Source organism: Agromyces sp. NPDC004153, assembly GCF_053603635.1.
Genome location: NZ_JBSGFY010000001.1, coordinates 540,237 through 565,569, shown reverse-complemented (window position 1 = coordinate 565,569; position 25,333 = coordinate 540,237). Strand labels below are relative to the sequence as shown.

The following is a 25,333-nucleotide window of genomic DNA, read 5'->3' as shown; positions in this document are numbered from 1 at the left end:
CTATGGCAGCACGACGAGGCCGCGGTCGCGCGGTGTGGGCCGGTGTGAGCCTGGCCACGCTCGCGCTCGTCACCGTGGGATTGACGTTCCTCGCGCTCACCCAGCGCAGCGAGGTCCAGGCGGCGGGATCGACGCCCGGTGCGACGCCGCGCCAGACCGCGCCGGCGGAGCCGTCGGCGGCGCCCGCACAGGTTCCGCCGACCCAGGCGATGGTGGTCATCCCGCCCACGCGGGTCATCGACGCGATCGATGCGTCAACCGCGGTGCGGGCGGCGTCGACGACATGTCCCGAGCCCACGACCCTCGAGATCACCGCCGATGCGGGCGCCGGCTGGGAGACGACCGAGGCGACTGGGCTCGCATCGCTGCAGCGCCTCTCGGCGGACGCAGAGGGGTTCGTCTCGGCCATCGGCCTCGGCGTCGACGGCTGCGGACCCGCGTACGAACGCTCGTTCACATCGGGTGACGCGTGGGAGCGGGTACCGGGTGAACTCGCTGCATCCTGGTTCATCGACCCTGCGAACCGCGCCGGCATGCACACGCCGGCAGGCGACGTCGCGGCGCCGTGCGCTGCGGTCCTGCAGGTCGCGGTCGTCGATGAGGCCACCGCCGCCGTGCTCTGCGAGGACGGCACGGTGCATGCGACCGGCGACTCGGGAGCGACCTGGGCGGCAACGGCACCGATTCCCGGTGTCGGCGCGCTGGGCGCGACATCCGATGGCTACTGGGTCGTCGTCGTCGACCAGAACGGATGCGCCGGCGCTCAGGTCGCGGCGGTGACGGTCGCCGACGGCGCAGCCCAGGTGGGCTCTGCCGGGGGATGTCTCGAAGCCGCCGTTCCGGCGGGAGCAGTCGCGGTCGACGGTGCGGTCGACGGCTCGACGTGGGTGTGGGCCGGCGATCGGATCGGCCTCTCGCTGGATGGGGGCGCCTCGTGGCTCTGACTCGCGATTCCGAATCCGTTCCCGACCCCGTTCCACCAACGGACGTCGCTGTCGCCCCGCACGTGCTCGTCGCACGATGGCAACGCCAGTACGCCACGCGGCTCTTCGCCACCGATCTGCTCTCCATCATGATCGCGGTGTTCGGCTCCCAGATCATCCGGTTCGGAACGAAGGTGGTCGAACTCGACATCCCCGACAATCGCGTGTTCGAGTTCGCGATCACGTACTCGGCACTCTCGATCGCACTGGTCACGGGGTGGATGATTGCGCTCGAGTTCTTCGCGACCCGCGATCACAAGATCATCGGCAGCGGCAGCCTCGAGTACAAGCGCATCGCCGACGCCAGCTTCCGCCTGTTCGGCACGCTGGCGATCCTCGCGTTCGTCACGCAGACCATGATCGGGCGCGGCTACCTGTTCATCGCGTTCCCCGCGGGCGTGGTGCTGCTGCTGCTGAGTCGGTGGGCGTGGCGAAAGTGGCTCAACGCCCAGCGCGCGAAGGGCGAGTTCTCGCACAGCGCGCTGCTCGTCGGTGAGCGCAACAAAGCAGGGCACGTCGCCCGCCAGATGGCCCGTCAGAGCGACACCGGCATCTCCGTCGTCGGCGCGGTGACCGACCACGGCTCGGTCGAGGCGAAGCTCCCGGGAAACGTGCCGGTGCTCGGCCCACTCGCCGACGTGCTCGAGATCATCGACACCAGCCGCGTCGACACGGTCATTTACACCGGCTCCGACGAGATCGGTCCGCAGGGGCTCCGCCAGCTCGGCTGGGATCTCGAGTCGCGCTCGGTGAACCTCATCGTGGCGCCGGCGCTGACGGATGTCGCTGGGCCACGCCTGCACGCACGCCCTGTCGCCGGTCTGCCACTCATCCACGTCGACTACCCGTCGTTCGCCGGGCGCAAGGCGGGCGCGAAGCGCATCTTCGACATCGTCGGATCGCTCACCCTGATCCTGCTGTCGGCGCCGATCATGATCGCCGTGGCGATCGCGGTGGCCTTCACGAGCCCAGGGGGAGTGCTCTACAGCCAGGAGCGGATCGGGCTTCGCGGTGCGCCATTCCGCATGCTGAAGTTCCGCTCGATGGTGAGCGGCGCCGACGACCAGCTCAAGAGCCTCCTCGACGCGCAGGGCACCTCGGATCGACCGCTGTTCAAGATCAACGCCGACGCACGGATCACCCCGGTCGGGCGCTTCCTCCGCCGTTACTCGCTCGACGAACTGCCCCAGTTCTTCAACGTGCTGCGCGGCGACATGAGTCTCGTCGGTCCGCGCCCGCAGCGCCCGGCCGAGGTCGCGCTCTACGAGGACTACGCACACCGCCGCCTGTTCATGAAGCCCGGGATCACCGGCCTCTGGCAGGTGAGTGGGCGTTCGGGTCTCGCGTGGGAGGACGCGATTCGCCTGGATCTGTACTACGTGGAGAACTGGTCGATCGTCGCAGACATCGTGATCCTGTGGCGGACCGTGCGAGCGGTATTGAGGGCAGAGGGAGCGCACTGAGATGAACCGCGAGACGAGAGCCGGAGCCATGCGCTGGTCGCTCATTACGGTCACGCACAACAGCGAAGACAAGCTCCGTCGATTCTGGCCGGCGCATTCTGGTCGGGAGGATGTCGAATGGCTCGTGGTCGACAATGCGTCGTCGGATCGCACGGCTGACGCGGCTGAAAAGCTCGGCGCCAGAGTCATTCGGCTCGCGACGAACGTGGGATTCAGTCGAGCCAACAACATCGGATTCGATGCATCCGCGGGTACATATGTGGCGTACGTGAACCCCGACGTCTCGGTCGATCTCGAGTCTCTCATCCACCTTGAGGAGGAACTCGATAAGTTCGATGGGTTGGTCGGCCCTCAACTCATGTACGAGGACGGCACGCCTCAACCCAACGGTCGCGGCCTCCCCAGCCTTCCAAACAAGATTCGGAATCGCCTCGACGCTCGCGACTCCACGTACCGCGTCTACAGTGATCCGGCGCAGGTGAAGCACGTCGCGTGGCTGATGGGGGCCGCGGTCGCGGCGAAACGACAGACGGTCGAGGCCATTGGGGGCTGGGACGAGCGATACTTCATCTACTACGAAGACTCCGAGCTAGGTCTTCGTGCCTGGCAACGCGGCCTTGAGGTCCGGCTGGTTGGCAGTGCGCGATGGATCCACGGGTGGGCGCGGGAAACCACTTCACTGAAATGGGGCCCCTGGAGGCGGGAACTCCAGTCAATGGTGAGGTTCTACCGTCAGCATCCACTCCTTCTTGTCTCATCCGGGGGTCGGAGTTACCGTGCACTTCACGCAATGTCCGGTCGTCTCGTGCGCGACGGGTCCCGCGCTTGAAGCCCGCGGTCAGTCGCACCTTCGCTGACGTGTCGCTGATTGTGACGGTGCTGAACGAAAGCCGGTCCATTGACCGATTCCTGGAGAGCGTCGGTCGGCTGACCGTGCTCCCAAGCGAATTCGTCATCATCGACGGTGGATCGACTGACGGAACGGTGGAGCGAATCGAAGCATGGCTCGAGCCCCCAGGCATGGACGTTGTTGTCAAGGTCGTGCCGGGAGCGAACATCTCCGAGGGAAGGAATATCGCGATATCGATTGCGTCGTTCCCACAGGTTGTGGTGACCGATGCGGGGACTCTACTGCGAGCGAACTGGGTCGAGCGGCTGACGGCGAAGCTCCACGAAGGCGTTGACGTGGCATCCGGATTCTTCGAACCCGAGCGAGGTCATTGGATGCAGTCCGCCATCGCGGCTGTGATCACCCCCACCGTGTCGGAGATCAACCCCGCGGAATTCCTTCCGTCGAGCAGATCGCTCGGGTTGTCGCGATCTGCTTGGGAACGAGCCGGCGGATACCCCGAGTGGCTGGACTACTGTGAAGACCTCGTGCTCGACTTCTCGTTGCAGCGCACGGGTTCGACATTCGCCTTCGTACCAGACGCTATCGTCACCTGGGATGCTCGCCCCTCACTGAGGGCGTTCGCCAAGCAGTACTACAGGTACGCGCGGGGTGATGGGAAGGCCCTGCTTTGGCCACGACGTCACGCACTCAGATACGGCGCCTATACAGCCGGTTCCGCGATGCTCGCTCTCAGCTTCGCCGCGCCATGGCTCCTCGCGGTCCTCGCCTTCGGCTTCACAGCCTACGTGTCGAAATTCGTCGCCCGAGTCTACCGACGCCGAGCATGGCTAGGTCGGCAGACCTTGGCGGCGTTCGTTCTGCTGCCGGTTATCGTCGTCGTCGGCGACGTTGCCAAGATGCTGGGTTATCCAGTCGGGCGACTGTGGCGAGCGCGAATGGAATCGTTGTGACTGCACCGCCGGCCCAGTTCGTCGATGTGAGTTGCGTTGTCGTGCATCACGACAATTTCCCCGGTGTCCTCTCCACACTTGATTCCTTGCGGGATGCGGGGGTGAGGTTCGACCGAACCGTTCTCGTCGACAACAGCGAAGACCCGAAGACAAGGAGGGCTGTGCGCATCGCTGTTGAAAGTCTCGTCCACTACCTCGAAGTCGAGAACCTTGGATACGCGAATGCCGTGAACCGTGGAATCGCCTACTTGGATGGGCGCGGTCTCCTTCAGCCCTTTCTCTTGATCTCGACGCACGAGGTCGTCGTGCATCGGGACGCTGTCGGACACATGCGAGGCGCGCTGGCGAGCGATCCGTTCTGTGCCGTCGCTGGACCGACCCTCGTCGACGCGTCCAGAGCGGATCAACGAATCTGGTCGCAGGGAGGTGTCCTCAGTCCGGTTCTTCGAATGCCACAGCATGTGGGCTGGGGGAGCACCGTCGCAATCACGAGTGGGGACAGCGCGCCTGTGGACCGGGACTGGTTGGACGGGTCGTTCTGCTTGTATCGGACTTCTGCACTGACCGAATTGGCACCACTCGATGAGCGGTTTTTTCTTTACTTCGAGGAGACGGACTGCCATGCGCGCATCCGTCGAGCTGGTCATCGGGTCGTCTGGGTCCCACAAGCCTTAGCGAGCCAATCGACGACCGGGGTGCCGTCCTACTACCTCGGAAGGAACACCGTGCTGTTCCAACGGGCCAATGGAACTGCTCTTTCCAAGGTGATCGCTCCGTTCGTAGTGTTGGCGAAAGTCATCGCGAAACGCATCGCTAGCCGCTCATCAGCTGAGTCCGCGACGGAAGTAGTTGCGGGCATGGTCGACGGTTATCGGCACTCGCGAGATAAGTCGCGGTAATGCAGTGATTGCTCTACACGATCGAACGAAGCCGCGACCAGCGGCTCTCGTTGTTGGCGCTGTCTCCTTCCTATTGACAATAGGGCTGTTTTTTCCCTTTCTTGTCAGCCAGGTATTGCCCATTCGGATATACATTGTCGCAGTCGCCTGGATAGTGATCGTCGTGGAGGTCTGCCTGCGCAACCGCCTCGGAATGGCGATAACCGCGGCTCTCGTGATCGGGACCTACATCGTTACGACGCTGGCGATCATTGCGGCCGTGGCTCCTCCAAGCGATCCGATGGTTAGCATCAATGCGCAGAGGTTTCTGATCGTGGTTCCGCTGTTCCTGTGCGCCGGCGCACTCGCGGTGAGATCTCAGCATTGGCCCATCTACACTTCGATGCTCGTCTTGGTTGCCTCGACGGCTGCTCTCTTCGCGGTCGCCGAATCGTTATTGGGATACTCGATCCTCGGACAGCACGAACTGTTTGCGCGCTCTCAACGCGAGGGTGCCGCTCGAGCGGTTGTGGCCTCCGAGAACGTCCTCGTATTTGGCACGATGCTGGCGGCCACGGTCCCATTTGTTCCAGCTGCCCCCCTCCGCGGCCGACTGATCTGGACGATCGCTCTCGTTGCCGGAGCGTGGGCAACCGGTAGCAGGGGAGCATCTCTTGTTGCCACGGTCGTGGCGATTGTTCAGCTTCTGCCGAGAGGGATCGATGTCGTCCAACGGTCACGACGAGCCGTAGGGCTGATGACCGCGAGTGTCATTTCAGTCTTGCTCGTGCTCGCGCTTCTCGTTTGGGAACCAGTTGCATATGGCGCGAGCGGATCCGACTACAGCAGCTCGTACCGGACGGCCGCATACGCGTTGCTCCCGGAAATCCTCCGCGTAGAGCCGTTCGGGTACGGCTTCTCGAGCATTCCATTCGGCACATGGTTGTTGCTTAGTGAGTCTCGCGGCGTTCGAGACTTGGCCGTCACGGTTGATTCGGAGCTCATCTACGCTGCGTTGACGTTCGGAATTGCTGGCATTGCGCTTTTCCTGGTGGCCCTTTGGATCTCCGTGCGAGCGATCAGATGGGACTACACCGTGGGGGTATCCGGCGTGATCATCGCGGTGTGCGGGTTGGTTCTGGCACTCCATGCCTGGGACACCCTCGGTCCATATTGGTACCTGATGATCGGGGGCGGTGCAGCGCTCATCAGGGCCGGGAGAGGCCGCCGACACGACATCGGCAAGGGATCGCTGGTGGCCGAAGGCAAGGTTTGGCGGTGATCGTGACGAACGGAGGTAGAGCAATCGGTGTATCTCGTCGACATCCGACTGGGGCTGATGCGGGCGTGTCAGGGAATTCGAAACAGGTTCTCAGGATCTATGACCAAGCAAGGACCGCGCATCTTGAACGATTGGCATTCGAGCCGGACGTCCAACTCCTCTTTCGGAGCAAGAGTTATGACTTCGATGAGGAGCTTGCGGCGCGCTTGGATACAGCACGACTAAGCAGGTTGAGGCTTGCCTTCGCCCTTCTTCGAACCAAGGCGAGCATCGTGGAAGTGAACGAGCCGTTGATGATGCCTGCGTGGCCGCTCCTTGTGCTCCTCACTTGTGCTGCCCGACTCCGGCGGCTTCTTGGCGCACCTCGCATCGAGATCGTGTCCTACGCAATCGAGAATGGCACCATCCCCGAATGGTTCGCCGCCCGAACGCGCCTTCCAGAACGTCTCGGCACGAACGTGGCAATGACGGTCGCGCGTTTGATCGCGGGGCAATTCACGCGACTGGCTTTCGGAACTCACGCGGCCGCGGAGAACTATCGTCGAATCCTCGGCCAGCGCCGGTTCGACGCGATCCTGTCACGTGAATTCTCCCCGCTCGAGCCGAAATGTGGTGAGTGCGTTCTCGAGAAGATCGGCGGAACCGTCGTCTTCCTCGGATCTTTCGAGTCGCGAAAGGGATTCGACCTTCTGGTCGACGCGTGGCCCGACATCGCTGACGCGTCGCCAGGGGCGCGACTCATCCTTGTCGGAAAGGGGCCGCTGTTGGCGCTTGCGAAGGAGCTCCAATGTCGCCCCGATGTGTCGATGGTCCAGGATCCAAGCCGAAACGAAGTTCACGACCAGCTTCGGCGCGCAGACGTGCTGGTCCTGCTGTCTCAGCCATCGCGCTACTGGAAGGAGCAGATCGGGTTGCCGATCCTGGAAGGGTTGTCGCACGGATGCACTGTGGTCTCTACCAGCGAAACGGGCATCGCTTCATGGCTCCAGCGATCAGGTCATCACGTCGTCACTATCGGAACACCTCGACGGGATGTAGCGGGTGCGATTAGCGCCGCCGTAGCACGTCCCATTGCCGCCGATCGCGTGGTGAAGGAATTGCCGGAAGGTCGAGGTGGCCGTGAGCGTGCAGCCGCATGGCTCTACCGAGAACAGCCGGAGAACGATGAGTTCTAGCTCCGGAAACCGTCCTCGTTCGCCCGCAACTGCACGGCCGAGCGTGGGAAAGAGGGTCATCTCCGTGATGGGGCTGACTCTTCTATCGCAGGTCTTTTCGGCAGCGTCCACGTTGGTCCTGCCGATACTTGGTTTAGCGGTCGCAGATACGTATGCGATTGCATCACAGATCGGGTTGTCAGGATTCACGGGGATTGTGGTCGGAATCGTCTACAACCTGGCGGTAGGACGACCGCACTTCCACGGATGGAAAGCTTGGTCGGCCGTAGCCTCGGCCACACCCATAGCCTTCGCTGGACTTCAGATCGCGATCTTGAATGCCACAGGGTACTTCGAAGAACATGACGTATTTCTCGCCATCGAGGTCATCTCCGTACTGGCGCTCGGTGGCGCTCTGCTCAGTCCGGCCGCAGTCATCGGTGTTCGCAGGGCATTTCTTGGGCGCCCGATACTCTTTGCATCTGCGACCTTGATTCCGAACATCGGCCTATGTGCGGGCGCCATCTTGGGTTCTATTACCGGCATGATCCTGCTTCCGGCGGCAGGATGGTTCGTTTTCGCCGCTGCGTTAATGCTGATTTCCATCCAACTTCCGAGCGTGGAGGGCCCTTCTTTCGAGGCGCCAGAAGCTCGCGACGCAACGCGCGTTCACGCGCTCGGGCTCCTGCTAAACGTCTTGGCGAGCACCGCACTTCCAGTGCTGTATGTATCGGCGATCGCGCAACTCCCAACCGGCTCCGCATATCTTGTGGTGCTCATCTCGAAGATTGCGAACTCCGCCGTTTCCCTCATCGTCAATTCCGTACTGCTCGTTCGATACAACTGGGTCGAGCAGCGATCGAGCTCGACTCGCCTAGTCACTTGGACGACGGGTGCGTTCGTTCTGCTCGGAGGCGCCAGTCTTCTCCTGGGCCCGTCGGTCGGATTCGTGAGCATCGGCATCATGGTGATGGGGTGGCTGGCACTCCTGGTGGCTTCAGCGGTCTCCATCCGCGAAATCAACGCTGGCAGGCTAGGACGACTCGTGCTCCTCAAGTCGGTCGTCGAGGTGGCCATCGCGGGTTCGATGGCGCTGTTGTTGCTGCAGAATCCGTCCGTCACGGGATACTTCGGCGCCTTCGCTGTTTCGCAAGCAATCACTGTGATTGCGAACGGTGTCGGCTTCCGCCGACCGCTCGTACTCGGAGTCGCCGTCGCTGCGCTATTCATTGCCGTGTTGCACGTCATTCTCGGGGCATGATCGCGGTCGGTGCATGAGCATGGCATTGCGCGGAGTCCTTGCGGCAGCGATGCCGTCAACGTCTGCTGCTGCACCCGTTGCCTGGTCTCATCGACTGCCTTTACACCGAGCCGGACAACGTGAAACGCGTCCCGCACGACGATCGCAACGCCGACCCGACCATCCCCAGCAGCTGCTTCGCTCATTCTGCTCATGGCCTCGGCGTTTCGGCCGGAGCCGCCTGAGCCGGAGCTGCGCGACGGGAGACGGTGAGGAGCGCCAACCGAGCGCGGTCCCGATTGTGTTGGTCGCGACGTCCGACCAGCTGGTCACGCGCCCCGGAATCATGAGCTGTACGAGCTCGATGAACGCTGTAGTGGCAAGGCCGATCGCGATGATCTGCCACGCGCGACGGAGTGACGTCGTTAATGGCAAGAGTGCACCGAGCGGCATGAACAGTACGACGTTCGCGAAGAATTCCATCGTGGTGTACCCGATGACAAGGGCACTCCGATCGCCTGCAGCCAGTCTGCGATGATGGCGACGAATCCGGTCAGCGGTCAGGCGTTTTCGGCCGGGAGGAACACCATGAGGGCGAGCGCCACCAGAAAGATACCCAGCACGGCTCGTGCGATGACGAGGGACCCCGCGGCATCCGGCGGCGGTGTCGGCCCCGGCAACTACGATTGAGGCGTGGTCACCGCCCTCTATCGCCGCTACCGGCCCGAGACGTTCGCCGAGATGATCGGCCAGTCGCAGGTCACCGAGCCGCTCATGACCGCGCTCCGCACCGACCGGGTCAACCACGCCTACCTCTTCAGCGGCCCCCGCGGGTGCGGCAAGACCACCTCGGCCCGCATCCTCGCGCGCTGCCTCAACTGCGTCGAGGGCCCGACGGATGTCCCGTGCGGCATCTGCCCGAGCTGCGTCGAGCTCTCCCGTGGCGGGGGCGGCTCGCTCGACGTGGTCGAGATCGACGCGGCGAGCCACAACGGCGTCGACGACGCTCGCGACCTGCGCGAGCGCGCCGTGTTCGCGCCCGCGCGCGACCGCTACAAGATCTTCATCCTCGACGAGGCGCACATGGTGACGCCGCAGGGCTTCAACGCGCTGCTCAAGCTCGTCGAGGAGCCACCCGAGCACGTGAAGTTCATCTTCGCCACGACCGAGCCCGACAAGGTGCTCGGCACGATCCGCTCGCGCACGCACCACTACCCGTTCCGGCTCGTGCCGCCCGGGCCGATGCTCGAGTACGTGCAGCAGCTCTGCACCGAGGAGGGCGTCGAGGTCGCGCCGGGCGTGCTGCCCCTGGTCGTGCGCGCAGGCGGCGGGTCGCCGCGAGACACGCTCTCGCTGCTCGACCAGCTGATCGCCGGCTCCGAGGGCACCACCATCGACTACGAGCGCGCGGTCGCGCTGCTCGGCTACACGCACGGCGCGCTGCTCGACGACGTGGTCGACGCGATCGGCGCGAAGGACGCGGCCGGTGCGTTCGCCGCGGCCGACCGGGTCGTGCAGACTGGGCAAGACCCGCGTCGCTTCGTCGAAGACCTGCTCGAGCGGCTCCGCGACCTCATCGTGGTCGCCGCGTCGTCGCCCGAGGCGGCGAAGGCGGTGCTGCGCGGCGTGCCCGACGACGAGCTCGCCCGCATGGCCGCGCAGGCCACGGCCTTCGGTCCCGCCGAGCTCTCGCGCGTCGCCGACCTCGTGAACCAGACGCTCACCGAGATGACCGGCGCCACGTCGCCGCGGCTCCACCTCGAGCTCATGCTGGCCCGCGTGCTCGTGCCCTCGAGCGACGACACCGAGCGCGGCGCGCTGGCCCGCGTCGAGCGGCTCGAGCGCCGCGTCGGGGTCACGGATGCCGCGACCGACGGCGCGGGCGCGGTGCCCGAGTGGGCGGCGGCGGCCCCTCCGCGAGCCGGTGTTGCGGCGGCGCCGAGTGCGGCTGCGTCGCCGGCTTCGGAACCGCCAGCGGCCGCAACGGCACCTGCCGCGTCGAGCGAGCCGGGCGCTGGGGCGTCCGAGCCTGCGGCGCCGGCTGCCCCGGCGCCGGCTGCCCCCGCGGCCAAGCCGAAACCGGTCGGTCCGGTCTCGCTCCAGCAGATGCGCGACGCCTGGCCCGAGGTCCTCGCCTCGCTCCAGCGCACCAAGCGCAGCGCGTGGATGGTCGCGTTCACGGCGCAGGTGCGCGAGTTCCGCGACGACGACGTGCTCGTGCTCGCGTTCCCGAGCGAGCAGGACGTCGCCGGCTTCCGCGGCGGCGCCCCCGGCCAGAGCGTCAGCGAGCTCCTGCGCGCGGCGATCGCCGAGGTGCTCGGCGTGACCGTGAAGTTCATCGCCAAGGTCGAGGGCCCCGGCCGCGGCAGTGCGGCAACCACGCCGACCGGCGCAGGGGCTTCGGCGCCTGGCGGATCGGGCATGCCGCCCGTGGGGTCTGGCACGGCCCCTGCCGGGTCGCGCACGTCACCCGTCGGATCGGACGCCGCGCCGGCGGGGGAGTCCAGCACGTCGGCGTCGGGCGCTCTGAGCAGTGGTGCCGCCTCCGCACCGTCGGCCCGCGCAGAGCGTCGCCCGTCGTCGAACGCCGCGCAGCCGGCATCCGGCCCGGCCGCGCCCGTGGACTCGTGGGCCACGGTCGCCATCCCGGGCGGCGACGTCGCGACCGATGTCGCGTCCGCGCCCGAGAGCTCCGCGGTCCTGGCGGGTGGCCGCGGCGGCACGGCGACCGCGGTCGCTGCACCGCCCGCGCCGGCGCCGGTGTCGGCACCTGCCGCCGCTCGGTCGTCCTCGCGGGTGTCCGCTCCGACGGCACCCATGGACGACCTTCCCGACGATGCCGACGCGCCGCCCGAAGACGAGGAGCCGCCGTTCGACCCGGGTCCGGCGCCCGAGATTGTCGTCGAGGCATCCGCCCCCGCACCCGCCGCCGTGTCGCGCGGCGGATCCGGCTCGGCGCCCGTCGACGGCATCCAGCGCTACGGCGAGTCCGTGGTGCGCGAGGTGCTCGGGGCGACGTTCCTCGAAGAGGTCGAGGCGCCCGGCCGCCCCGGCTTCGGGGAGCGTGGGTAACGCGTGTACGAAGGCATCGTCCAGGAACTGATCGACGAGCTCGGGCGCCTGCCCGGCATCGGTCCGAAGTCCGCGCAGCGCATCGCGTTCCACATCGTGCAGACCGAGCACTTCGACGTGAGCCGGCTCGCCGAGATCCTGCTCGAGGTGCGTGACAAGGTGCGGTTCTGCGAGATCTGCGGCAACGTGTCCGAGCAGCAGACGTGCTCGATCTGCCGCGATCCGCGCCGCGACCCCAGCCTCATCTGCGTGGTCGAGGAGGCGAAGGACGTCGTCGCGATCGAGCGCACCCGCGAGTTCCGCGGGCTCTACCACGTGCTCGGCGGCGCGATCAGCCCCATCGACGGCATCGGGCCCGACGAGCTGCGCATCCGCCAGCTCATGCAGCGCCTCGCCGACGGCACGGTGAGCGAGGTCATCATCGCGACCGACCCCAACCTCGAGGGCGAAGCCACGGCGACGTACCTCAGCCGCCTGCTGACCACGCTCGAGATCCGGGTCACCCGCCTCGCGTCGGGCCTGCCCGTCGGCGGCGACCTCGAGTACGCCGACGAGGTCACGCTCGGCCGCGCCTTCGAGGGTCGTCGCACGGTCGGCTGAGTCGCGCAAGCCCCCTGGCGCCGGTTGTGGATGTCGGGGGGTCCGCGTAGAAACGGACGCATGGCGAGCAGAGGTGCGGAATGGGTCGCGGGATACGTCGCGGCATGGGAGTCGAACGATCCCGAGCAGATCGGGGCGCTGTTCACGGATGACGCGGCCTACCTGACGGCCCCCGACGCCGAGCCCCGGCGGGGGCGCGAGGCGATCGTGGCGGGCTGGCTCCAGGACCTCGACGAGCCGGGCACGTGGAGCTTCGACTGGGAGATCCTCGACGAGCACGACGACTTCGTCGTCGTGCAGGGACGCACCGCGTACCCGGCCGAGAAGGACTACCTGAACCTGTGGATCATCCGCCTGGCCGACGACGGTCGCGCCACCGAGTACACCGAGTGGTACATGCCGCGGGCGCACAAGGACTGAGCGCGGCATCCGTTCGCCGGGCTGCAGGGCGCCGAGGCGCACTCGTCAGCGCAGCACCTCCACGAGCACGATCCACGAGTGGAGGACCGCCGACGCGATCGAGAGGATCGCACCCGCGGCGAAGAACCAGAGGCCGACGGCGACCGAGCCGGTCATCAGCAGCAGGCTGCCGATGAGGTAACTGGTGATGGGCACCGTGCCGGCGACCGACTTCGCCATCCGCCGCACGGTCGCGAGCACCTGATCGTGCATGATCGCACGGATGGCCCGCACCTCGAACGCCGCCGCGAGGAGCGCGCCCACGAACACCTCGAGGCCGTACGCCCACGGCGGCTGGCCGGGCGCCAGCCCGAGCGCCGTGGCCGCGAGCGCGACGAGCAGCGTCGTGAGCGCCGTCGCCATGCGGACCGGGAGCGACCTCGAGGCCATGATCGCCTTCAGGTTCACCGACATCGCCACGATGAGGAGGCCGGCGAGTGCCGCCGTCGCCCCGGCCATCGCCACGTTGAACTGCGACCATTCCCTGGCGAGTTCGGACATGGCCGCACTCTACGCCGCAGCCCGACCCCGGGGCCACGGGTGACGCGGCATCCGCCTGCTAGCGCAGCACCTCGACGAGCACGACCCACGAGAAGAGCAGCCCGGCGATGATGCTCAGCACCGAGCCGACCGCCATCGTGATGAGGCCCGCCTCCAGGACGCCTGCGATCACGAGCGACGAGCCCCCGAGGAAGGCGGCGATCGGCAGGATGCCGGCGATGCTCTTCAGGATCCGGTCGGTCGCGGAGACCTGGTCCTCGCGCTGCACGACCCGGATCGCATGCCACTGGAAGATCGCGGCGAGCACCGTGGCGACGAGCACCTCGATGCCGTAGGCGATCGAGGGCTGCCCCGGCACGAGCCCGAAGGCGCCGGCCGTGAGCGCGAGCACGAGGGCGGCGATCGATGCCGCAGCACGCGGCGGCAGGGTGGGCGACTTCATGATCTCGGCGATGTTCACCGACATCGCGACGATCAGGAGGCCGGCCAGCGCGGCGGTCGCCCCCACCATCGCCACATTGAAGTCCGACCACCCTTCGAGCGCCTCAGGCATGCCCGCATGCTACCGGCGCGTCCGCGCGGAACCGGGGAGGACGGCGGGGCTTGACGCAGCCGTCACATTGCCGGGGCCGCATACGGGCCGCCGTATGATGGACCTTCCGGCGCCGGGTGCACCCCTCCCCGGCCGCAATCCACTTCGGGAGCGCCTACGTGAGCTTGATCGTGCAGAAGTTCGGCGGGTCGTCCGTCGCCGACGCGGAGAGCATCAAGCGGGTCGCGAAGCGCATCGTCGAGACCCGCAAGGCGGGCAACGACGTGGTCGTCGCGGTCTCCGCGATGGGCGACACGACCGACGAGCTGCTCGACCTGGCGCACGAGGTCACGCCGATCCCGGCACCCCGCGAGCTCGACATGCTCCTCACCTCGGGCGAGCGCATCTCGATGGCCCTCCTCGCGATGGCGATCAAGAGCATGGGGCACGAGGCCCGATCGTTCACCGGCAGCCAGGCCGGCATGATCACGGATGCCACGCACGGCGCCGCGCGCATCGTCGAGGTCACCCCGGTGCGCCTCCGCGAGGCGCTCGACGACGGCGCGGTCGTCATCGTCGCCGGCTTCCAGGGCTTCAGCCGCGAGTCCCGCGACATCACCACGCTCGGACGCGGCGGCAGCGACACCACCGCCGTCGCCCTCGCCGCGGCCCTCGACGCCGACGTCTGCGAGATCTACACCGACGTCGACGGCGTGTTCACGTCGGATCCGCGCGTCGTGAAGAAGGCACGCAAGCTGGACAAGATCACGAGCGAGGAGATGCTCGAGCTCGCGGCATCCGGAGCCAAGGTCCTGCACATCAGGGCGGTCGAATACGCCCGCCGCCACGGCGTCACCCTGCACGTGCGTTCGTCGTTCAACAACAGCGAGGGGACGATCGTCTACGACCCCTCGCGTCTTCCCGAAGGAGCAGCTGTGGAAGAGTCCGTCATCGCGGGCGTCGCGGTCGACCTGACCGAGGCGAAGATCACGGTCGTCGGCGTGCCCGACGTGCCCGGCGTCGCCGCCAAGATCTTCAAGATCGTCGCGAACACCAACGCCAACGTCGACATGATCGTGCAGAACGTCTCGGCCGCCTCGACCGGACGCACCGACATCTCGTTCACCCTCCCGAAGTCCGACGGCGAGCGCGCCCTCACGGCGCTCTCGAACGCGCAGGACGCGGTCGGGTTCACGTCGTTGCAGTACGACGACCAGATCGGCAAGCTCTCGCTCGTCGGTGCCGCGATGCGGTCGGCCACGGGCGTCTCGGCGCGACTGTTCGAGGCGCTGTACGAAGCGGGCATCAACATCGAGATGATCTCGACGAGCGAGATCCGCATCTCGGTGGTGACACGCGCCGACAGCGTCCACGCCGCCGCCCGCGCGGTGCACTCGGCGTTCGAGCTCGACGCCGAGGAGGACGCCGTCGTGCACGCCGGGACGGGTCGGTAGCACCCGCTCGCTCGGATCGACGCGGCATCCGTCGACTGCCGCACTTCGCGGAAAACCTGCCAGAGGCCTGCGGATCGACGTCATCGGGCGTCGCGCGACCCCCGCGTCGGGCACACTGGAATGAGGGCATCGCCCGGACGACCACGCGGAACCGCGTTCCGCGAGTGAGGAACAGACCACATGGCTCAGGGAGTGAACATCGGCGTCGTCGGCGCCACCGGACAGGTCGGTGCCGTCGTGCGCCGCCTGCTCGAGGAGCGCGACTTCCCGGTCGCGACGATCCGCTACTTCGCCTCGGCGCGGTCGGCCGGCTCCACCCTGCCGTGGAAGGGCCAGGACATCGTCATCGAGGACGCCTCGACCGCCGACCCGACCGGTCTCGACATCGCCATCTTCTCGGCCGGCGCGACGACCTCGAAGGCGCAGGCGCCCCGCTTCGCCGCCGCCGGCGTCACGGTCATCGACAACTCGAGCGGCTGGCGTATGGACCCCGACGTCCCGCTCATCGTCAGCGAGGTCAACCCGCACGCTATCGACGAGGCGAAGAAGGGCATCATCGCCAACCCGAACTGCACGACGATGGCGGCCATGCCCGTGCTGAAGGTGCTGCACGACGAGGCCGGCCTCGAGCGGCTCATGGTCTCGACGTACCAGGCCGTGTCGGGAGCGGGGCTCGCGGGCGGCGAGGAGCTGCTCGAGCAGGCCCGCGCGGCCGTCGCGCAGGACGCCATCGGGCTCGTGCACGACGGCAGCGCCGTGGAGTTCCCCGAGGCGCAGAAGTTCCCGCGCACGATCGCGTTCGACGTGATCCCGCTCGCCGGTTCGATCGTCGACGACGGCGACCTCGAGACCGACGAGGAGAAGAAGCTCCGCAACGAGAGCCGCAAGATCCTCGAGCTGCCGGGTCTGCGCGTCGCGGGCACCTGCGTGCGCGTGCCGGTGTTCACGGGCCACTCGCTCTCGATCCACGCCGAGTTCGCCAACGCGATCACGCCCGAGCGCGCCACCGAGCTGCTCGCGGATGCCCCGGGCGTCGCGCTCTCCGACGTGCCCACGCCGCTGCAGGCCGCCGGCACCGACCCGAGCTACGTCGGCCGCATCCGCCAGGACCAGTCGGCGCCCGAGGGCAAGGGCCTCGTGCTCTTCGTCTCGAACGACAACCTGCGCAAGGGCGCGGCCCTCAACGCCGTGCAGATCGCGGAGCTCGTCGCCGCGAAGCTGCCGGTCGCGGTCTAGGAGCCGCCGGGAGCGGTGTTCCGCCGAGGGGTCGGGCGCGGCGCGGCGGCGATCGTCGTCGCGGTCGGATGCCTCGTGCTCGTCGCGTGCGGGATGCCGGTGACGTCCGCGCCCGGGCAGGCGGCGGCGCCGTCGCCCGGCCAGGTCGTCGTCGCGTTCTACGGCGACTCCTACACGCGGGGGACCGGCGCGAGCTCGCCCGAACGCCGCTGGTCGACGATCGTCGCGCAGGAGCGCGGCTGGTGGGAGTTCAACCCGAGCGTCGACGGCCTCGGCTACGTGAACAATCGCGAGCTCATCGGCGGAACTGATCTCGTCGACCAGATCGTCGAGCACGAGCCGGCGCCCGACGTCGTGATCGTGACGATGGGCCTCAACGACAACTTCTCGATGCCGGCGCGCGCCGACGAGATCGAGGATGCGATCGACGCCGACCTGCGGCGGTTCCGCGACGAGCTGCCCGACGCGCGCCTCGTGGTCGTCGAGCCGTTCTGGTACACCGACGAGCGGCCGGATTCGGTGGAGCAGGTCATCGGCTGGGTCGAGGCGGCGGCCGCCGTCGTCGAGGCGGAGTACATCGCGGGCGCCTCGCGCTGGCTGGAGGGGCATCCGGAGTGGATCGCCGCTGACGGCATCCACCCGAACGACGAGGGCTACGCCGAGCTCGCACGCCGCATGGACGCGGAGCTCGAGCGGCTCGGGCTCTGAGGCATCCGTTGCGGCAGGGTCGCGATCGGCGCCGAGTCACGCGCAGCGCACGAGCGCCCCGTTCGGGGGGATGACGAGCGTGTACGCCGGCCCGTAACGTGTGGATGCCCGTCCGGAGGAAACCTCACTTCACCGGACGCGGACGCGCCATCCCGAGCTGCTCGCAGCTCCGCATCCCCGAAGCCCCCTGACGCCCCTCGACCCGAAGGAACCCGACCATGATGAATCGTCGTGCCCTCGGTGCTGCGCTGCTCCTGGCCGGCGCCGCAGCACTGTTCAGCGCCGCGCCCGCCTACGCCGACCAGTCGCCGACGCCGTCGCCGACGCCGACGCCCAGCGCCCCACCGGTGGAGAAGGTCTGCGACGAGCTCGACTCGGGCAAGATCAACGTCGGCGGCTCGCACCCCACGCTCGAGATCTCCGCACCCGACGGGTTCGTCATCACGGAGTACTGCGTGAAGGCGGGCTCCGCCGTGCAGGGCGACGGACCCGAGTACGTCGTCGTCGACCCGCCCCAGCAGACCGTGACGATCGACCACTCGACGGGCAAGGACATCAGCCACTACTCCTTCTCGTACGAGCCCGCGCCGACCACCCCGCCGACGACGCCGCCGGCGACCACGCCGCCCGTGACGACTCCTCCGGCGACCGTGCCGCCCACGACGACCGGTGGCGGCGGGGGAGACACCCTCGCGGAGACCGGCTTCGACGGCACCTGGCTGCTCATCGCCGGCCTCGGCGCCGTCGCACTGGGCGGTCTCGTCATCGGCGAGCGTCTGGTCGTCAAGCGCCGCAGCTGACTCGTCCCGCAATCGCGAACCGACCGGCCGGTCCACCGAATGGTGGGCCGGCCGGTCCGGCTCACCCCTCCCGCAGGGCCGCCACCACGTCGATCTCGACGAGGATGCTCGCGAGGCGCGAGCCGACGGTCGTGCGCACCGGGTGGGGCTCGGTGAAGAACTCGGCGTACGCCTCGTTGTACTCGGCGAAGTCGTCGAGGTCCTCGAGGTGCGCGGTCACCTTCACGACGTCGTCGAAGTCGAGCCCGTACTCGGCGAGGACGGCGCCGATGTTGCGCAGCACCTGACGCGTCTGCTCCCGCACGCCGCCCTCGACGACCTGCCCGGTCGCCGGGTCCTGCGGCCCGAAGCCCGCGGTGAACAGGAAGCCGTTGGCGACGACGCCGTGGCTGTACGGCCCGGCCGGCTTCGGCGCGTTCGACAGGGTGACGGCGGTCTTGGACATGGTTCCTCCGGTTCGGTGGGTGATCGGTGGTCGGGGTCGGTGGTGGGTGTCGGATGCCGCGAGCCGATGCTGCGCGAGGGTGCTCAGCCGAGCTCCCGCGAGATGCGCTCCGACGTCTCGCGCAGGGCGGGCAGGAACGTCTTCAGCCGATCGAGGTCGGCGACGACGCGGATCGCGGTGACCGAGACGGCCCCCACGACGCCGAGTGGGCTGCGGATCGGCACCGCGATGCAGTTCACGTAGGGCTCGAACTCGCGGTCGTCGACGGCCCAGCCACGCGCCGCGACGGCGGTGAGCTCGCGGTCGAGGGCGCCACGAGTCGTGATCGTGTGCTCGGTGAATCGCCGCCAGGCGACGCCGTCGAGCACGGCGTCGCGGCCGGCCGTGTCGAGGTTCGCCAGGATCGCCTTTCCCACCGCCGAGCAGTACGGGATGACCGCCCTGCCGATGCGCGAGTACATGCGCACGCCCGATTCGTCCTCGGCCTTGTCCACGTAGACGATCGAGCGGTCCATGAGCGCCGCGAGGTGCACGGTGTTGCCCGTGAGACGCTGCAGCCGGCGCACGTGCTCGGCACCGGCCTCGCGCAGGTCGAGCGAGTCGAGCGCCTCCTTCGAGAGCGCCGCGAGCCGGGTGCCGAGCGTGTAGCGGCCGTTGCCGCGACGGCGCACCCAACCGACCTCCTCGAGTGCCTGCAGCTCGCGGAACATCGTCGACCGGTGCAGGCCGAACGCCTCGGCGAGCTCCGCGACCGTGCGCGGATCGGCGGCGATCGCATCGATGATGCGCGCCGCGCGGGTGACGCTCTGCGACATGTCAGGCTCCCGTCGAGGTGGATCGGGCGGCTGAGCGTGCGGCGGCCCACCTGGCGGCCGACCGGGCGTGCCGGCCGTCGGTCGTCGAACGCACGGTGCCGCGACGGATGCCGCGCCCCGGCGTCGCACCGGTGAGCGCGCCGCCCGCCAGCACGGGCACGCCGGCGACGAGCACGTCGTCGATCCCCTCGGCGAGGGCGAGCGGCTCGTCGTAGGTCGCGCGATCGCGCACGCGGTCGGGATCGACGAGGACGAGGTCGGCCGTCCACCCGGCGCGGATGCGCCCGCGGAGCCCGAGCCCGAACCGGTCGGCCGCTCGCGTGGAGACGAGCGCCGCGGCATCCGCCCAGTCGAGGGCCCGTTCCTCGAGCACGAACGAGCGCAGGTACCGGGCGAACGTGCCCCGGGCGCGCGGGTGCGGATGCCCGCCGACGAAGATGCCGTCGGAGCCGCCGATCGCGCGCGGGTGCGCGAGGATCGACGCGAGCTCGGCGGCGGTGCGCTCGTGCGGCACCGCCATGACGACGTTCACCTCGAGGCGCGAGGCGGCGAGCACGTCGAGCGCGAAGCTCGCCGGGTCGGCTCCGGCGGCTCGGGCCGCGTCGCCGAGCGTGCGGCCGAGCGCCCACGCGTACTCGGGCGCCGCGACGTGCGCGAGCGTGAGCATGCCCGGCCAGTCGGGGCCGAGGCTCGGGTAGTCGACGATCGTCGGGAACCAGTCGTCGAGCAGCCGCTGCCGCTCATCGGGATGGCGGAGCACCCCGAGCACCTCGTCGACGGGTCGCACGGTGAGGCTCGCCGGGAGGATCGGCATCGCGAGGATGGAGCACCCGCGCGTGTACGGGTACGCGTCGAAGGTCGCATCGACGCCGGATGCCGCGAGCCCGTCGAGCAGGTCGTGCACGATCGGCGGCTCGGCGTGGAAGTGCGACACGTGCACCGGCACGCCCGTACGCCGGGCGATCTCGGCCACCTCGGCGATGCCCGCCGCCGAGTTCGCCTCGTAGCCGCCGCGCATGTGGGACACGTACACGCCGCCCGCGGCGGCGACCGGCTCGGCGAGGGCGACGAGCTCGTCGGTGCCGGCGAAGATCCCGGGCACGTAGTCGAGGCCCGTCGAGAGGCCGAGCGCGCCGTCGGCGAGGCCGTCGGCCACGAGCGCGCGCATCCGATCGAGCTCGGCGGGCGGCGCGGCATCCGTCGAACGGCCGCAGACCACGTGCCGCACGGTGCCCGCCGGCACGAGGACGCCGGCGTTGAGTGCGGTCGCGCCGTCGTAGCTCGCGAGCAGTTCGCGGATGCCGCCCCCTCGCCACGTGGGATGCGGCCCGTTGATCGCGGCGAAGTACTCGGTCGCGTAGGCGCCGTCGCCGGGCGCGTACGAGACGCCGTCCTGTCCGCCGATGACGGTCGTGACGCCCTGGCGCAGGAGCGCGAGCTGCACGGAGGCGTCGAACACGCGGCCGTCGGCGTGCGCGTGCGCATCGACGAACCCCGGCAGCAGCATCCGGCCGTCGCCGGCGAGGACCGCGTCGACCGACTCGGACGGTGTCGTGCCGCGCGCCTCCACGCGCTGGACGACCTCGCCCTCGACGACGACGTCGAGCGGCTCGGCGGGACCGCCCACGCCCACGCCCGCGCCGTCGCCGTCGACGACGACCACGTCGCGGATGAGGAGCGTCATGCCGAACCGCCTCAGAAGAACGTGCGCACGAGGTCGACGACGCGCGTGCTGCCGGCGCCCTCGACGACGGGGAGCCAGCGGCGCTTGTCGAACGCCGTGCACGGGTGCGAGAGGCCGAGGGACACGACGTCGCCGATCGCGACGGGCAGCGGCGCGGTCGAGCGCAGGAACGCGTGCTGGTCGTTGAGCGCGGAGACGGATGCGCCGACGAGCGGCTCCTCGGGACCGCCGAGGTCCGCCGCACGGCCGAACGGCACGGGCATCCCCTCGTCGTACGGGAAGTCGCGCTTGCCGCCGTCGAGCAGCGCGAGCCCGGGCTCGGGGTGCGAGACCACGCGGGTGTAGCCGCGCATGGCGGGCACGAGCGTCGGTCCGTGCGAATGGTTCCGCATCGCGTCGAGCGGCGAGATGCCGTGGTAGAAGCCGTCGTCGTGCAGGAGCGAGGCGCCCGAGCGGAGGATCCAGCGCGTGCGACGGCCGGCCGCGGCATCCGCCTCGATCGTGGGCTCGAAGACGTCGGCGACGAGGTCGAGGTAGGCGCTGCCGCCCGCCGAGACGACGAGCGGCTCCCCGTCGGCCGCGATGTCGCGCACCGTGTCGTGCAGCTCCAGCAGGTCGGACAGGTAATCGCGGACCGCGACGAGCGCGTGGCCCGTGCGGTCGTGCCCGAGGCTGCCCTCGTAGCCCGCGACCCCCGAGAGGCGCAGCACGGGCGACTCGGCGACGCGCCGGGCGAGCGCCTCGGCGTCGTCGAGCGTGCGGGCGCCCGTGCGACCGCCGTGCGCGCCGAGCTCGACGAGCACGTCGATGGGGCGCGTGAGCTCGGCATCCGTCGCCGCGAGTCCGCGCTCCATGGCCTCGACGGTCTCGATCGAGTCGACCCACGAGCGGAACGCGAAGTCCTGGTCGGCGAGCTCGGCCGCGATGAACGCGAGCGCCCGCGGCGCGACGAGCGCGTTGGCGAGCATGATGCTCGCGACACCGAACGAGCGGGCCGTGCGGACCTGCCCGGGCGTCGCGAGCGTCAGGCCCGTGGCGCCCGCGTCGAGCTGCAGCCACCAGAGCGCGGGCGACATGGTGGTCTTGCCGTGCGGCATGAGCTCCATGCCGTGCGCGGTCGCCCAGGCCTGGATCGTGGCGGCGTTGCGGGCGAGCGCGTCGGCGTCGAGCACGGTGAGCGGCGTCCAGAACTCGTCGAGGGTCGGGCCGGTCGCGAGGAACTCGCGCACGGTGAGACCGGCGGCCCGCTCGGGCAGGCCGGTATCGCTCGTCGCGAGCACCTCATCGGCGAGCTCGTCGATCGGGGGTGACGTCAGTGGCATCCCGGGTCCTCTCGGTTCGCGTGCGATGGTCGACGTGTTGCAGATGCTGCAACACGGTTGCGTGGAATCTGCACACTCGTCAGCATAGGGGTCGTGACCACGCTCGCTGAAGTGCTCGCCGTCGGCGAGACCATGGCGCTCGTCGCGCCCGCCGCGGCGGAGCCGCTCGAATCGGCCGGCGACTTCCGCATCGACGCCGGGGGAGCCGAGGCCAACGTCGCCTCGCACCTCGCTGCGCTCGGTCGTCGGGCCGCCTGGGCCGGCGCGGTCGGCGACGACGCGCTCGGCCGCCGGCTCGTGCGCCAGGTCGCCGGGCGCGGTGTCGACACGAGCCTCGTCGTCACCGATCCCGCTGCGCCCACCGGCGTCTACTTCAAGGATCCCGGTGCCGGCGTGCACTACTACCGTCGCGGCTCGGCCGCCTCGCGGCTCGGGCCCGACTTCGCCGCGGAGCTCGGGCTCGACGGCGTGCGCGTGCTGCACCTCAGCGGCATCACCCCGGCGCTCTCGCCGTCGTGCGACGCGCTCGTCGACGCGCTCGTCGATGCCGCCCGCGCCGCCGGCGCCACGGTGAGCTTCGACGTGAACCACCGCGCGGCGCTCTGGCCGTCGACGGATGCCGCGGCGCGACGCCTGCGTGCGCTCGCGGCCCGGGCCGACGTCGTGTTCGTCGGTCGCGACGAGGCCGAGGCGCTCTGGGGCGCCGCCACCGCGCAGGAGGTGCGTGCGCTGCTGCCCGAGCCCGCCCACCTCGTCGTGAAGGACGGCGCCGTCGGCGCGACGGAGTTCCACGCCGACCGTGCCGAGCACGTGCCCGCGCTCGCGGTCGAGCTCGTCGAGGCCGTCGGCGCCGGCGACGCGTTCGCGGCCGGGTGGCTCGACGCCTGGCTCGGCGGTGCGCCCCCAGCTGTGCGCGTGCGCGCCGGGCACGAGCGCGCCGTGCTCGTGCTCGCCGACACCGCCGACTTCCCGAGGCCGGACTCCGAGCCGGCCGCCGCCCGCAGGAGGAACGACGTGACACTCCGGAACGACGCGTTCGACGAGCTCCTCGCCGACCGGCCGCTCATGGCCATCTTCCGCGGCCTCGGCGTCGAGCGCAGCCTCGAGCTCGCCCGGCGCGCCTGGGACCTCGGCATCGACGCGGTGGAGCTGCCGATCCAGTCCGACGAGGACGTCGAGGCGCTCGCCGCGGTCGTCGCGGCCGGGCGCGCCGAGGGGCGCCACGTGGGGGCCGGCACCGTGGTGACGACCCGGCACGTGGAGCTCGCGGCATCCGCCGGCGCCGCATTCACGGTCAGCCCCGGGTTCGACCCCGACGTCGTCCGCGCGTCGATCGCGGCCGGCCTGCCGCCGCTGCCCGGCGTCGCGACCGCGAGCGAGGTGCAGGCGGCCATGGCGCTCGGGCTCACGTGGCTGAAGGCGTTCCCGGCGTCGCTGCTCGGGCCGGCCTGGTTCCGCGCCATGGCGGGTCCGTTCCCCGGTGCCCGGTTCGTGGCGACCGGTGGGATGGACGCGACGAACGCCGGTGCGTACCTCGACGCGGGCGTGCGCACGGTCGCGGTGGGGTCGGCGCTCGAGGATCCCGAGCAGCTTCCCGCGCTCGCGCGGCTCCCCGGCCGCTGAGCCCACGCGCGCTCGAGCGAGGCCGTCCGACTCGGGCGCGGGGCGCGCCATGCACGTGTCAGCCCGTGAGGTCGCGCCGGGCCGCCACGTCCTGGTGGGCGAGCCGCCGCAGCGCGAGGAGCACGGGCTCGTAGAGCGCGGTGCCGAGCACCGTGTACTCGACCGCGGCGTGCGGCTCCTGCGGCATCCGCTCGAGGTCGAACGCGGCGATGTCGCGCAGGCCCCGACCGTACTCGAGCAGCCGGTCCTCGCTGATGGGCATCCCGGCCGCCTCTGCCGCCGCGAGCGCCGTCTCGAGCTGAGCGACCGCGGCGAACCGCGGGTCGTACACCTGGCCGAGCGCCTCGAGGGCGGCGCGGGCCCGCGGGTACGGGTCGGGGTCGTCGTCGGATGCCGCGTCGACCGCCGGCGGCAGGGCGCTCACCGCGCGCCCGAGCGTGGCGTAGAGGTCGTCGCCGGGGTCGTCGACGAGGCCGAGGATCGTGCGCGCCTGCCCGACGCTGAGCCCGACGGGTCCCGTGAGGGCGCGGATCAGCCGGAGCCGCTGCACGTGCGACGCGTCGTAGCTCGCCTGCGTCGCCGAGGTCGCGACGCCGGGGTGCAGGAGCCCTTCGCGCAAGTAGAACTTCACGGTCGCGACGGGCAGGCCCGCTTCGGCGGCGAGGGCGGAGATGCGCATCCGGAGGCTCCTTGCATTGGATAGTGCCACTCTCTAGTATTGGAGAGTACCACTATCCAATCATCCTCCTCGAGTCGGAAGGACCCCGCCATGCCGTCGCCGAACGACCTCATCCTCATCGGCATCCTGCTGCTCGCGCTCGTCACCGTCGAGAGCGGCGGCTACTTCCTCACCCGCGTCGTACGCGGGCACGCACCGGCGAACCGGCTGCAGATGAGCTTCTTCCGGGCGGGCCACGCACACGCCGCCGTGCTGCTCGTGCTGTCGATCGCGATCCTCGCGGTCATCTCGTACGCCGCCCTCGACGGGTTCTGGATGCAGCTCGCGCGCCTCGGCGTGCCGATCGCCGCGATCCTCATGCCCGCGGGCTTCTTCCTGTCGGTGCTCGGGAAGGATCCCGAGCGTCCGAACCGCCTGATCTGGCTGCTCTGGGCCGGCGTCGTGTCGCTCACGGCCGCACTCATCACGGCCGGGGTCGGGCTGATCGCCGGGGGCGTCGCGGCACTCTGAGCGGCGCCGGTCGCGGCATCCGGATGCCCCGACCGGCGCCCGTCGCGACGAGGCGGCGTTCGGACGGCGTTTACCGCACGATCGCCCCGC

General features: G+C 69.3%; 25 protein-coding genes. 17 read left to right on the top strand and 8 right to left on the bottom strand.

Translation table 11 applies throughout. The annotated features are described in order from the left end of the window. Positions 1–2: 2 nt before the first annotated feature. The 8 genes from ACWEOH_RS02675 (at position 3) to ACWEOH_RS02640 (ending at position 8,824) form a co-directional block, all read left to right on the top strand. On the top strand, positions 3–944 hold the full coding sequence (locus ACWEOH_RS02675) for a hypothetical protein (protein ID WP_452028013.1): 942 nt from the start codon (positions 3–5) through the stop codon (positions 942–944). 62 nt (positions 945–1,006) lie between these two features. Continuing rightward, positions 1,007–2,446: a sugar transferase gene (locus ACWEOH_RS02670; RefSeq protein ID WP_452028011.1), complete on the top strand. Its 1,440-nt coding sequence runs from the start codon at positions 1,007–1,009 to the stop codon at positions 2,444–2,446. Between the two features lies 1 nt (position 2,447). After that, positions 2,448–3,275: a glycosyltransferase gene (locus ACWEOH_RS02665; RefSeq protein WP_452028009.1), complete on the top strand. Its 828-nt coding sequence runs from the start codon at positions 2,448–2,450 to the stop codon at positions 3,273–3,275. Then, positions 3,272–4,249 (top strand): glycosyltransferase, encoded by a 978-nt coding sequence (locus ACWEOH_RS02660; protein WP_452028007.1) that lies wholly within the window; start codon positions 3,272–3,274, stop codon positions 4,247–4,249. Before ACWEOH_RS02665 ends, ACWEOH_RS02660 begins: the two co-directional genes overlap by 4 nt. Beyond that, positions 4,246–5,148, top strand: a complete 903-nt coding sequence (locus tag ACWEOH_RS02655) for a glycosyltransferase family 2 protein (protein ID WP_452028006.1) — start codon at positions 4,246–4,248, stop codon at positions 5,146–5,148. The genes ACWEOH_RS02660 and ACWEOH_RS02655 overlap by 4 nt, the downstream gene beginning before the upstream one ends. Positions 5,149–5,302: 154 nt before the next feature. Continuing rightward, entirely contained in the window at positions 5,303–6,409 is a 1,107-nt protein-coding gene (locus tag ACWEOH_RS02650) for a hypothetical protein (protein WP_452028004.1), read from the top strand. A gap of 272 nt (positions 6,410–6,681) precedes the next feature. Continuing rightward, the gene (locus tag ACWEOH_RS02645; protein WP_452028002.1) at positions 6,682–7,584 is read left to right on the top strand and encodes a glycosyltransferase family 4 protein; all 903 of its coding nucleotides are present in this window, start codon (positions 6,682–6,684) and stop codon (positions 7,582–7,584) included. A 64-nt stretch (positions 7,585–7,648) separates the two neighbouring features. After that, entirely contained in the window at positions 7,649–8,824 is a 1,176-nt protein-coding gene (locus tag ACWEOH_RS02640) for a hypothetical protein (protein WP_452028000.1), read from the top strand. 87 nt (positions 8,825–8,911) lie between these two features. On the opposite strand, the gene ACWEOH_RS02635 is transcribed toward ACWEOH_RS02640, so the two are convergent. Next, positions 8,912–9,286, bottom strand: coding sequence for a VanZ family protein (locus tag ACWEOH_RS02635; protein WP_452027999.1), 375 nt, complete (start codon positions 9,284–9,286; stop codon positions 8,912–8,914). Between the two features lie 210 nt (positions 9,287–9,496). On the opposite strand from ACWEOH_RS02635, the gene ACWEOH_RS02630 reads away from it, so the two are divergent. The 3 genes from ACWEOH_RS02630 to ACWEOH_RS02620 are packed head-to-tail and all read left to right on the top strand — an operon-like array spanning position 9,497 to position 12,895. Further along, positions 9,497–11,875, top strand: a complete 2,379-nt coding sequence (locus ACWEOH_RS02630) for a DNA polymerase III subunit gamma and tau (protein ID WP_452027997.1) — start codon at positions 9,497–9,499, stop codon at positions 11,873–11,875. Positions 11,876–11,878: 3 nt separating this feature from the next. Beyond that, positions 11,879–12,475: a recombination mediator RecR gene (gene recR, locus ACWEOH_RS02625; RefSeq protein ID WP_148732119.1), complete on the top strand. Its 597-nt coding sequence runs from the start codon at positions 11,879–11,881 to the stop codon at positions 12,473–12,475. 60 nt (positions 12,476–12,535) lie between these two features. Beyond that, positions 12,536–12,895, top strand: coding sequence for a nuclear transport factor 2 family protein (locus tag ACWEOH_RS02620; RefSeq protein WP_452027995.1), 360 nt, complete (start codon positions 12,536–12,538; stop codon positions 12,893–12,895). Between the two features lie 45 nt (positions 12,896–12,940). Here ACWEOH_RS02620 and ACWEOH_RS02615 read toward each other — a convergent pair whose 3' ends face one another. After that, positions 12,941–13,435 (bottom strand): hypothetical protein, encoded by a 495-nt coding sequence (locus ACWEOH_RS02615; RefSeq protein WP_452027993.1) that lies wholly within the window; start codon positions 13,433–13,435, stop codon positions 12,941–12,943. A gap of 58 nt (positions 13,436–13,493) precedes the next feature. After that, the gene (locus tag ACWEOH_RS02610) at positions 13,494–13,988 is read right to left on the bottom strand and encodes a hypothetical protein (RefSeq protein ID WP_452027991.1); all 495 of its coding nucleotides are present in this window, start codon (positions 13,986–13,988) and stop codon (positions 13,494–13,496) included. Between the two features lie 158 nt (positions 13,989–14,146). On the opposite strand from ACWEOH_RS02610, the gene ACWEOH_RS02605 reads away from it, so the two are divergent. From ACWEOH_RS02605 to ACWEOH_RS02590, 4 genes are all read left to right on the top strand, one after another. Beyond that, positions 14,147–15,421 (top strand): aspartate kinase, encoded by a 1,275-nt coding sequence (locus tag ACWEOH_RS02605; RefSeq protein WP_452027989.1) that lies wholly within the window; start codon positions 14,147–14,149, stop codon positions 15,419–15,421. A 180-nt stretch (positions 15,422–15,601) separates the two neighbouring features. Continuing rightward, positions 15,602–16,657: an aspartate-semialdehyde dehydrogenase gene (locus ACWEOH_RS02600; protein ID WP_452027987.1), complete on the top strand. Its 1,056-nt coding sequence runs from the start codon at positions 15,602–15,604 to the stop codon at positions 16,655–16,657. 15 nt (positions 16,658–16,672) lie between these two features. After that, entirely contained in the window at positions 16,673–17,365 is a 693-nt protein-coding gene (locus ACWEOH_RS02595; RefSeq protein WP_452027985.1) for an SGNH/GDSL hydrolase family protein, read from the top strand. 218 nt (positions 17,366–17,583) lie between these two features. After that, the gene (locus ACWEOH_RS02590; protein WP_452027983.1) at positions 17,584–18,165 is read left to right on the top strand and encodes a hypothetical protein; all 582 of its coding nucleotides are present in this window, start codon (positions 17,584–17,586) and stop codon (positions 18,163–18,165) included. Positions 18,166–18,226: 61 nt separating this feature from the next. On the opposite strand, the gene ACWEOH_RS02585 is transcribed toward ACWEOH_RS02590, so the two are convergent. The 4 genes from ACWEOH_RS02585 to ACWEOH_RS02570 all read right to left on the bottom strand — a co-directional run bounded on the left by ACWEOH_RS02585 (position 18,227) and on the right by ACWEOH_RS02570 (position 22,431). Next, complete coding sequence (locus tag ACWEOH_RS02585) at positions 18,227–18,610, bottom strand: RidA family protein (protein WP_452027981.1); 384 nt, start codon at positions 18,608–18,610, stop codon at positions 18,227–18,229. 83 nt (positions 18,611–18,693) lie between these two features. Further along, positions 18,694–19,425, bottom strand: a complete 732-nt coding sequence (locus ACWEOH_RS02580; RefSeq protein ID WP_452027979.1) for an IclR family transcriptional regulator — start codon at positions 19,423–19,425, stop codon at positions 18,694–18,696. A gap of 1 nt (position 19,426) precedes the next feature. After that, complete coding sequence (locus ACWEOH_RS02575) at positions 19,427–21,109, bottom strand: N-acyl-D-amino-acid deacylase family protein (RefSeq protein WP_452027978.1); 1,683 nt, start codon at positions 21,107–21,109, stop codon at positions 19,427–19,429. Positions 21,110–21,120: 11 nt separating this feature from the next. Continuing rightward, complete coding sequence (locus ACWEOH_RS02570) at positions 21,121–22,431, bottom strand: alanine racemase (RefSeq protein WP_452027976.1); 1,311 nt, start codon at positions 22,429–22,431, stop codon at positions 21,121–21,123. Positions 22,432–22,524: 93 nt separating this feature from the next. Here ACWEOH_RS02570 and ACWEOH_RS02565 point away from each other — a divergent pair, with 93 nt between their 5' ends. Next, complete coding sequence (locus tag ACWEOH_RS02565; protein WP_452027975.1) at positions 22,525–24,054, top strand: PfkB family carbohydrate kinase; 1,530 nt, start codon at positions 22,525–22,527, stop codon at positions 24,052–24,054. A gap of 58 nt (positions 24,055–24,112) precedes the next feature. Here ACWEOH_RS02565 and ACWEOH_RS02560 read toward each other — a convergent pair whose 3' ends face one another. Next, positions 24,113–24,733, bottom strand: coding sequence for a MerR family transcriptional regulator (locus ACWEOH_RS02560; RefSeq protein ID WP_452027973.1), 621 nt, complete (start codon positions 24,731–24,733; stop codon positions 24,113–24,115). A gap of 90 nt (positions 24,734–24,823) precedes the next feature. On the opposite strand from ACWEOH_RS02560, the gene ACWEOH_RS02555 reads away from it, so the two are divergent. Continuing rightward, positions 24,824–25,243 (top strand): hypothetical protein, encoded by a 420-nt coding sequence (locus tag ACWEOH_RS02555; RefSeq protein WP_452027971.1) that lies wholly within the window; start codon positions 24,824–24,826, stop codon positions 25,241–25,243. Positions 25,244–25,333: the final 90 nt, after the last annotated feature.

Excerpts from the sequence above, each read along its gene's own strand:
- ACWEOH_RS02675 (WP_452028013.1), top strand. The coding sequence starts at position 3 with ATGGCAGCACGACGAGGCCGCGGTCGCGCGGTGTGGGCCGGTGTGAGC.
- ACWEOH_RS02665 (WP_452028009.1), top strand. The coding sequence starts at position 2,448 with ATGAACCGCGAGACGAGAGCCGGAGCCATGCGCTGGTCGCTCATTACG.
- ACWEOH_RS02635 (WP_452027999.1), bottom strand. The coding sequence starts at position 9,286 with ATGGAATTCTTCGCGAACGTCGTACTGTTCATGCCGCTCGGTGCACTC.
- ACWEOH_RS02620 (WP_452027995.1), top strand. The coding sequence starts at position 12,536 with ATGGCGAGCAGAGGTGCGGAATGGGTCGCGGGATACGTCGCGGCATGG.
- ACWEOH_RS02615 (WP_452027993.1), bottom strand. The coding sequence starts at position 13,435 with ATGTCCGAACTCGCCAGGGAATGGTCGCAGTTCAACGTGGCGATGGCC.
- ACWEOH_RS02610 (WP_452027991.1), bottom strand. The coding sequence starts at position 13,988 with ATGCCTGAGGCGCTCGAAGGGTGGTCGGACTTCAATGTGGCGATGGTG.
- ACWEOH_RS02600 (WP_452027987.1), top strand. The coding sequence starts at position 15,602 with ATGGCTCAGGGAGTGAACATCGGCGTCGTCGGCGCCACCGGACAGGTC.
- ACWEOH_RS02590 (WP_452027983.1), top strand. The coding sequence starts at position 17,584 with ATGATGAATCGTCGTGCCCTCGGTGCTGCGCTGCTCCTGGCCGGCGCC.
- ACWEOH_RS02585 (WP_452027981.1), bottom strand. The coding sequence starts at position 18,610 with ATGTCCAAGACCGCCGTCACCCTGTCGAACGCGCCGAAGCCGGCCGGG.
- ACWEOH_RS02580 (WP_452027979.1), bottom strand. The coding sequence starts at position 19,425 with ATGTCGCAGAGCGTCACCCGCGCGGCGCGCATCATCGATGCGATCGCC.
- ACWEOH_RS02575 (WP_452027978.1), bottom strand. The coding sequence starts at position 21,109 with ATGACGCTCCTCATCCGCGACGTGGTCGTCGTCGACGGCGACGGCGCG.
- ACWEOH_RS02570 (WP_452027976.1), bottom strand. The coding sequence starts at position 22,431 with ATGCCACTGACGTCACCCCCGATCGACGAGCTCGCCGATGAGGTGCTC.
- ACWEOH_RS02560 (WP_452027973.1), bottom strand. The coding sequence starts at position 24,733 with ATGCGCATCTCCGCCCTCGCCGCCGAAGCGGGCCTGCCCGTCGCGACC.
- ACWEOH_RS02555 (WP_452027971.1), top strand. The coding sequence starts at position 24,824 with ATGCCGTCGCCGAACGACCTCATCCTCATCGGCATCCTGCTGCTCGCG.